Genomic DNA, 7,811 nt, shown 5'->3' on the forward strand with positions numbered 1-7,811 from the left:
CCTTTGAAATGACAGAACGGAAAGGGAATTTACTTATTCCCATACTCATGAAAATGGACTATCAAGGTGTGCTCAAGCAGCTTTCTGACTATGCGGCAAGTAACCCTTTTCCTCCCACGATCGCTGCGATTGCTGCTTATCCACCTGAAGACAATGCGTATTTAACAAGAATGAAGCGATGGAAAGAAGAAGCTGGCAACGTACCACGAGAAGTAAAGCATCGATTTCGAGTTCAGATGCAGACGCTGATCAAGGAGAAGGCGAAATCATGACAGCTCACGTCAATTATGAAGCAGAGGTTGCCGTGCTTGGTGCTGTCTTAGTCGACGGGACATTGATCAAAGATTTGGAGTTGGAAGTTAAGCATTTTTATCATAAGAACCATCAACAGATTTACCGATCGGTGCAAAAGGCGTCAGAACAACAGGAGTTTATCGATATCCCCCCCGTGGTGACGACACATTTAGGCAAGGCGATTGGAAGTATCCTATTTATTAAAAATGGCAGAGTCGATAGCAACTACAGTCAATATCAAACATCATGAACGATTGATTAAAGATGCCTATCGTATTCGCAAAGGACGGGAAGCGGCACTGAAATATACATCGAATCCTTCGGAGGAAGGGATGGATGCGCTCATCAAGAATTTACAACATTTCCGCGAAGAAGGGGCGAACAAAGAGGAGAAGACGACCTATGATTATTTAATCGAATTAACCGAGGAGATGTATGCCAGCGATGGACCAACAGGCTTTATGTCCACCTATCAGGAATTAGATGATATGACAGGTGGCTGGCAAAAAGGGGGGGATTTAATTATTGTAGCTGCCAGACCTTCTGTAGGGAAGACTGCATTTGCTTTAAATCTGGCAGCGAGCCATTGCAAGAACGGTGACGCAGCAACGATTATTAGTTTGGAAATGGGCAGTAAACAACTATTACAACGGATGATTTCGGCAGAGGCGCGTGTGAACGGACAGAAGTGGAGAACGTCTTCCTTTTCCGAAAAAGATTATCATCAAGCAAGTCTTGCGGTAGGTGAAATATCCAATTGGGATCTGACTATTTTTGATAAGAAGCGGACGATTAGTGAAATACGTTATGCGATAAGGCGGCAAGTCCATCAGAATCCTGATGCCAAATACATTACCATTGTTGACTATTTGCAAATGATCATACCAGCAAAGCAATATGATCGCGAGGATATTTCGATCGGTGAAATGACGCGTGAACTAAAGCTATTAGCAATTGAAATGGAAGTGCCGATCCTATTACTATCGCAATTATCAAGAGGGGGGGTAGAAGCAAGGCATAACAAACGGCCACTCATGTCGGACTTAAGAGGATCTGGCAACATTGAACAGGATGCCGATCTGATTATGTTTTTATATCGCGAGGATTATTATCAGAATGAAACAGATAAGGCGGATGTCATGGAGGTGATTCTTCAAAAGCATCGTAATGGACCAGTTGGCACCGTGGAATTGGGGGGGTTTTTTAAGGAATATGGGCATTTTGTTGGGAGGGGGGGTGAGGTTTTTACACACAAGTAAAGGGATAGGATCCGCTTCTGTATCTAGCAAGTACCCTACCTATGAAAAGAGTAAAATATGGGTATCCATTAGCTAAGAAAGTATTTATAACATATTTCCAATGTTCCTTTCATTCGCTTGATACCTTTTTAATTGCATTATTTGAGTTGATTGTTACGTTGAATAACAGAAAATAGACCTCTCTGAAATAAAAGGGCGGCTCTTTGGTATAGTATCATTCATAGTTTGTACAGAAAACAATTTCATAGAGAAAAGTTAATATTTTCAAGTTGACTATTCAGGTGTTCTTTCTCTGGTATTCTAACGGATAGGTTATTTTGGCTCCGTTTTTAATCCATTGACTTCTATAAATACTATGAGTTTCCTCTCTTGGCATAAAAACTTCTTAACAAGTTTCTACATAATCGTTGACCCCCATATTGAAATTGACAACAAGGACAAATGTCAAAAGAGGGACCATTATATTTATCATATGCAGGTTTATTTAATTTATCAAGACCACATATAAGGCAAGTATAATCCACCCTATCATCTCATTTTTGGTAAGTATATATTTATATTTACCCGTTGTTCCTACTAAAGCTTGATCTCTAGTAAAGTACTTCGATTGTGTATAGTCAGGAAACTCATTTTTATGCTTTCGCCAATGTCTATTAAGTGTTGATTAATCGGTTATAATGGCTGTGAACTTTTTCCGTGGACTTCTATAATGGCTACATCATGGTCGCTTCCTGATCTATAACTGCTAAGACAATTCCTCCAATATTCGCGTCAGTTGGAGATGAACTAAAACTAAATAGCCCAGTTCTATTCTTTTATAAATCATACTATCACCTGTTACTTGCAAAGCAAATGTCTCACATGCTTGAATCAACCAATCTTCCAAAGCATATATCGATAGTCTTCCATCGCAATTGTGGGAATATCAGCTGCCACATTACCAATGATCGGTACTTAAATGGGTTTATCCATATCTTTTATTAAACCAGTGGATTGATCGAGACCTTCAATCGATTGAAGATCCTCTTTATCTTGCAAATAATCGTATTTTTTCAGTTTTCGGAAGTCTTTATACTTTCTTCTACATTTAAAATTTAGATGCCCTTCTTGATCACAGTGGAGCATTCTTTACCTTACATTAGATCCCACTGATCTAGACTATGGCGCCGCTAGTTTTTTGCTATGCTTATTTATATATAACCTAAAACACTATATGTAAAAATTCTAAAATAATCATAAGTAATTTTACGTGAATTTAGAGATAAAAGATTAAAAAAGGAATTAATAGTTAAGATTAACAAAATTAATTTTATAAAGAAAATATTTACAATTAAAATATTATTTGTTAAAATTATCAAAGTAAAAACTTGGGGGTTATATAATAAAAATGATTACAATTTTGACTTGTTTAATATCTTTAGGCTTTGGGCTCTTCGTTCCATTTGCTAATTATTGGGGGGGGAGAGGTATGATGTTTGTTGCTGTCATCGCATTCGATCTACTAAATATATATATAAATGAAAGAAGATACGGATTAGTAACTCTTTTTTTCTTTGGTGGTATTACTTTTTCATATTTATATTTATTTTTAGTCATTCAATAAGAAACGAAAGACTCTACCTCAAGAGTAAAACTATTGATTCTTGTTAAAAAAGTTTTTCCGAAATTGAAAGGAGGTGAATTATATGAAAAAGAAAGTGGTCGCTTTACTTGGAACTTGTTTACTTTTATCAATCGGCCTTTTAGCCTTCGGTGCCTCTTCAACAGCCAATTCACACAGTATTGTCCCAGTAAATGTAAGTGTTGAACAAGCTTCTAGCTCTAACTCAGAAACACCTCAAGCTATTTGGGGGGGCTGTAGCTAAGGCGGGGGGGCAAAAGGCTTGGGTATATGGAACACACGCTTACAAAGCAAATGCAGCTGCCCTAAGAGATGCTACTACCCAAGGTTCAATCATGTTAGGTGGGTATAATAACAGTGACGTGCAAGATGAAGCCGTAGAAGAAATTTTTGATAAGTAACACACTTTCGGTTCCTGTCATTCATACATATTTGACAGGAACCAACTTTTATAAAGGAGGGTATGACTTGCTTAAAAGTAAGGGAAGGACAATCATTTTAAAATCTTTGATAATTTTCTTGGCCATACTTTTGATTTTTCACTTCTGTATTACGACACTCCATAGTGGTCCAATAAACCCAATATCTGTGAAGTTTAAACCTTTTACAGATAAATATGTAGACAATTTCTTTCGCCAAAGTTGGCATTTATTTGCTCCAGAACCATTGACCAATAATTATACCATGTTCGTGCAGGTGAAATTAAGGAACAATAATACTGAGAGTGAATGGTACAACATTACTGATCCTCTTGTTCGAGCGAATAATGATAGTGTTTTTACACCTTACAATAGGATGCTTAGGGTAGGGTTGGGCTATATTAATAGCTATAACCTCGGTGTGACTGATGTTTTAACAGTGAAAATTATGAATAAATCATTGGAAAAATCAGATGACACTTCTAGATATGATGAACTTGCTGAAATAACGCAGTCTGAAGTAGAGAAGGTATTATATCGCTATGCTTCGTCTTACGCTAAAAAAATTTATGATGAGAAAGATATTGATAAAATAAGAATTTTAATCAATTCCACTGAAGCAGTCCCATATTCCAAGAGAAATGATAAAGAATATCAACCAGAGGAAAACTTCACCACATTAGAATGGAAGGAGCTAAATAATAATGTTGTCGCATTTCCATAACTTTGCGAAAAGTCAAAATTTTTTAATAGGTGCAAGTTTGGTAAGGATTTCTATAGCTTTATTACTCCTTTACCATTATTTAATTCATTACTTTCAAAGGTATTTCTTGTGGAGTGATTCAGGTGTTAACGTTTATGAACCCAAGGAAGCAGCTTTTTCTCTATACAATTTCAATAACTCTTTAGCTTATTTTGATCTAATTTATCATCTGGGAATTATTGTAACTATTATTTATTTGTTAGGCTATAAAGGCAGAATAATTTCTATTATAAATTATATATTTTATTTTTCTTTATACAACAGAACGGTACATATAAGCGATGGTGGAGACAACTTACTCATTATTTGTATGTTATTCCTCTTGTTTGCTAATACTACAGCCTACTTTTCTTTAGATGCAAAAAAGCACCAAGAGAGATTGAAGGCGAACAAAACTAGTTTCTTTAAGGATATATCTATGATATTTCACAATTTTGCTGTATTAGCATGTATAATACAACTTTGCGTTGTATACTTTTTCTCGGGGGGATCTTTCAAGTAATGGGAGAAGTTTGGCAGAATGGCACGGCAATCTACTACATCTCTCAAGTAAGTGAATTTAGTAGATCAATATTACAAAATCTAACAGAAAACTATTTGTGGGTAACTATCGTTATTTCTTACTTAAGCATTCTGATTAAACTTGCCTTTCCATTCTGCTTGTTAAATAAAGCAATCAAACCATATATTGTTTTATCTATGATTTTATTCCATGTTGGAATTGGTATAGGAATGGGACTTTTATCATTTTCTCTTGTAATGATTATGTTTGAATTATTGGTTTTTACGGATTCAGAGTATCTTAGATTTAAACATAAATTTAAATATCAATATAGAAAAATTGCAACCAACGTAAAAAGAAAAACTAGGTCATTTGGAACAAAACATTTGGTGAAATATCAAATTCTAGTGTTTTTTGATGGATGGTGTCCAATGTGCAGACAGGTAATGAAAACAATAAATAAAATGGACCTATTCAACTTAGTGAAATCAGCTAGTATTAGAAACCAAAAAGTTTTAAATGAAAATCAATTGGTAAAAGAGGAAGTAGAGATTAGAATGCATAGCAAGTCAGTAATTGAGGGAGAAATGAAACGGGGTTTTGATTCGATATTACAGATTTGTACAAGGTTAGTTCCCTTATATGTATTAATTCCATTCTTATTGGTTGGGAAGTTTTTAAGATTAGGTGACTTAATATATGACTATATCGCAAAACGGAGATTAATTGTCCCAGTAAATCATTGTGATGACTCAGGATGTGATATTAATATTCAAAGTAAATCTTGATTAAGAGAGGAGAATAATAATGGAAATATATATATGGATTATAATAATTATTTTTCTTATACTAACGATTTTCTGGGCTTTAGCGAAAATAATTAAGTCAATAGATGACAAAAAAAACGAGCATGATGTTTTAATGTTTATCAAGAATAATCCAGAGAAAGCTTCCATTTGCGCAATATATAATGACACCCCCCCTTTGTTAGACTATCAAGCGGACATGAAAATGCCTTTAGCAAGCACCATGAAAATAGTGATAGCTATAGAATTTGCCAAACAAGCAGATATAAAAGCAATTGAAATCCAGGAGTTAGTACCTTTAAAGGAGTTAGATAAATATTTTATCGAAAACACTGATGGGGGGGGATCTCACATGGATTGGATCGACTATCTAAAAGAAAACGATCAACTTAATAACGGTCAAGTTACACTCTTGCAAGTGGCGAAGGGTATGATTCAATTCAGTTCAAATGCCAATACCGAATTTCTTATGAATAAACTAGGACTAGACAGAGTAAATCACTTATTAAAATCATTATCTTTATATGAACACGATCCATTATTCCCCATTTCTACGGCAAACCTTATATGTGCTTATTTACAATCGGAAAATGGTACTACACAAAAGGAATCAATAAAAACAATTAAAGAGATGACCAATGAAGAATATAGAAAAAAAGCAAGGCATATAAACGAATTATTAAGGAATGACAATGAAAAAAAATTAATAGATCGATTGAATATAAAAGATAACTATAATATTCAATTGCAAGTTGTCTCTTCAGAAAAACAACCAAAGTCTACCACGAGAGAATATGCAAATTTAATGCAAAATATTAGAAACAGAGCAATTTTAACAAGCAATGGACATGAAATTTTGCATGGAATATTAAATATTACTCCTAACAAAGATTCAAGCATAATTGACTTGGGATTAAAAGGAGGATCTACAATATCAGTATTAACTACAGCCTTTTACTCAAAGGACAAGGAAGGAAATACAATTGATATGGCAATATTTATTCATGATCCTTCTCGCATGGATTTAATATGGATTGAAAAAAAACTTGATTTATTTATAGGGAAGTTAGCCACTGACAAAAATTTCAAAGAAGAAGTGATTCGAACTCTAAAGAGCAAATAACCGAATAGACTTCACACAACTGCTTAGGCTGAAGGAGGAACTTATTGGAATTGATTTTGATTATGAGCACCTTAGCTTTAGTGATCATATTATGTTTAATGCTATTTCTATATCCATTTCGTAGTAAGTTAAGTTGGATCATTTATAGTTTATTTGCTTTTACTACGGTTACAGTTATTATTCTTGTTCATGATTGGAGTGGAAGCAATTATTATTTGAGAATTATCTCAATGATTTTGCCTTCAATTTGTATTGTAACATCTTACTTCACAAAAATGAAAAACAAACCAGTTGTTACAACAAGTCGAAACAGTCTCGTTATATTAGGAGTTATTGCTCTTTGTATATTAACTAGTTTTCAAATAATTAATAGTAGTTATTTGGTCAAACAATCTCTTTATCCAAATTACTCGCAGGAAGGTATTGAGGTTAGTTTTCCTTTCAAGGGTGGACCTTTTGTAGTAGTACAAGGAGGTGGTCATCCATTAATTAATAGGCATTTTACAGATAATCGTCAGAAACATGCTGTGGATTTAGTGAAAATAAACAAAATAGGGTTTCGGAAGAAGGTACTTGAAAATTTAGATGACTATCGTTCATATGAGATATTTGGTGAAACAATCTATAGTCCAGTTAGCGGAATAGTTCATAAGGTCAAAGATAGCGAGAGTGATACGATAAAAGAAAACCCATCTCAATCAAAATCTAATTATATTGTTATCGATTATGGTAATTATTTTATAATTTTGCTTCACCTTAAAAAGAATTCTATACTCGTCAATGAAGGAGAATTCGTAAAGAGATACGAACCTTTAGCGGCTGTTGGAAATTCTGGTTATAGCAGTGAGCCACATTTACACCTCCATGCTGTAAGAAAAAATGATAACGAAACCAATATACAAAATATATTTAGAAGTACTTCTGTTCCTTTAATATTTGAAGGGAATCATTTGAAAAAAAATGATGTTATTTATGATTCGAGTTTGGTCTTCAGATAATTTTACTAATTGAAAGGAATATATTA

10 protein-coding genes and 1 pseudogene are annotated in these 7,811 nt (G+C 34.1%); 9 read left to right on the top strand and 2 right to left on the bottom strand.

Going from position 1 to position 7,811, the window contains the following annotated elements; translation table 11 throughout:
• The 3 genes from JCM21714_RS20315 to JCM21714_RS17255 form a co-directional block, all read left to right on the top strand.
• Positions 1-272, top strand: a 272-nt coding sequence (locus JCM21714_RS20315; RefSeq protein ID WP_035726295.1) for a replicative helicase loader/inhibitor, incomplete at its 5' end; no start/stop codon positions are given.
• Positions 269-544, top strand: coding sequence for a DnaB-like helicase N-terminal domain-containing protein (locus JCM21714_RS18905; protein ID WP_052000881.1), 276 nt, complete (start codon positions 269-271; stop codon positions 542-544). The genes JCM21714_RS20315 and JCM21714_RS18905, both read left to right, overlap by 4 nt.
• Complete coding sequence (locus JCM21714_RS17255; protein ID WP_052000882.1) at positions 501-1,553, top strand: replicative DNA helicase; 1,053 nt, start codon at positions 501-503, stop codon at positions 1,551-1,553. Before JCM21714_RS18905 ends, JCM21714_RS17255 begins: the two co-directional genes overlap by 44 nt.
• Before the next feature lie 514 nt (positions 1,554-2,067).
• Here JCM21714_RS17255 and JCM21714_RS22545 read toward each other — a convergent pair.
• Together JCM21714_RS22545 and JCM21714_RS22550 are read right to left on the bottom strand one after the other, a co-directional pair.
• Positions 2,068-2,217: pseudogene (locus tag JCM21714_RS22545) on the bottom strand (SAR2788 family putative toxin); the annotation flags it as partial.
• 81 nt (positions 2,218-2,298) lie between these two features.
• Positions 2,299-2,439 carry a S24 family peptidase gene (locus JCM21714_RS22550; protein WP_369403650.1) on the bottom strand — a complete coding sequence of 47 codons (141 nt, stop codon included), beginning with the start codon at positions 2,437-2,439 and terminating at the stop codon, positions 2,299-2,301.
• Positions 2,440-2,940: 501 nt separating this feature from the next.
• On the opposite strand from JCM21714_RS22550, the gene JCM21714_RS17260 reads away from it, so the two are divergent.
• The 6 genes from JCM21714_RS17260 (at position 2,941) to JCM21714_RS17285 (ending at position 7,785) form a co-directional block, all read left to right on the top strand.
• Positions 2,941-3,156, top strand: a complete 216-nt coding sequence (locus tag JCM21714_RS17260) for a hypothetical protein (protein ID WP_035726297.1) — start codon at positions 2,941-2,943, stop codon at positions 3,154-3,156.
• 197 nt (positions 3,157-3,353) lie between these two features.
• Positions 3,354-3,575, top strand: a complete 222-nt coding sequence (locus tag JCM21714_RS17265; protein WP_158413558.1) for a hypothetical protein — start codon at positions 3,354-3,356, stop codon at positions 3,573-3,575.
• A gap of 187 nt (positions 3,576-3,762) precedes the next feature.
• Positions 3,763-4,317, top strand: coding sequence for a DUF5819 family protein (locus tag JCM21714_RS17270; RefSeq protein ID WP_235183023.1), 555 nt, complete (start codon positions 3,763-3,765; stop codon positions 4,315-4,317).
• Positions 4,318-4,857: 540 nt separating this feature from the next.
• Entirely contained in the window at positions 4,858-5,646 is a 789-nt protein-coding gene (locus tag JCM21714_RS22555) for a DCC1-like thiol-disulfide oxidoreductase family protein (RefSeq protein WP_235183024.1), read from the top strand.
• 19 nt (positions 5,647-5,665) lie between these two features.
• Positions 5,666-6,787 (top strand): serine hydrolase, encoded by a 1,122-nt coding sequence (locus JCM21714_RS17280; protein ID WP_035726304.1) that lies wholly within the window; start codon positions 5,666-5,668, stop codon positions 6,785-6,787.
• Between the two features lie 44 nt (positions 6,788-6,831).
• Positions 6,832-7,785: a M23 family metallopeptidase gene (locus tag JCM21714_RS17285; RefSeq protein WP_035726306.1), complete on the top strand. Its 954-nt coding sequence runs from the start codon at positions 6,832-6,834 to the stop codon at positions 7,783-7,785.
• The last annotated feature ends 26 nt before the right edge of the window (positions 7,786-7,811 follow it).

Source organism: Gracilibacillus boraciitolerans JCM 21714 (genome assembly GCF_000521485.1).
GTDB classification, from domain to species: domain Bacteria; phylum Bacillota; class Bacilli; order Bacillales; family Amphibacillaceae; genus Gracilibacillus; species Gracilibacillus boraciitolerans.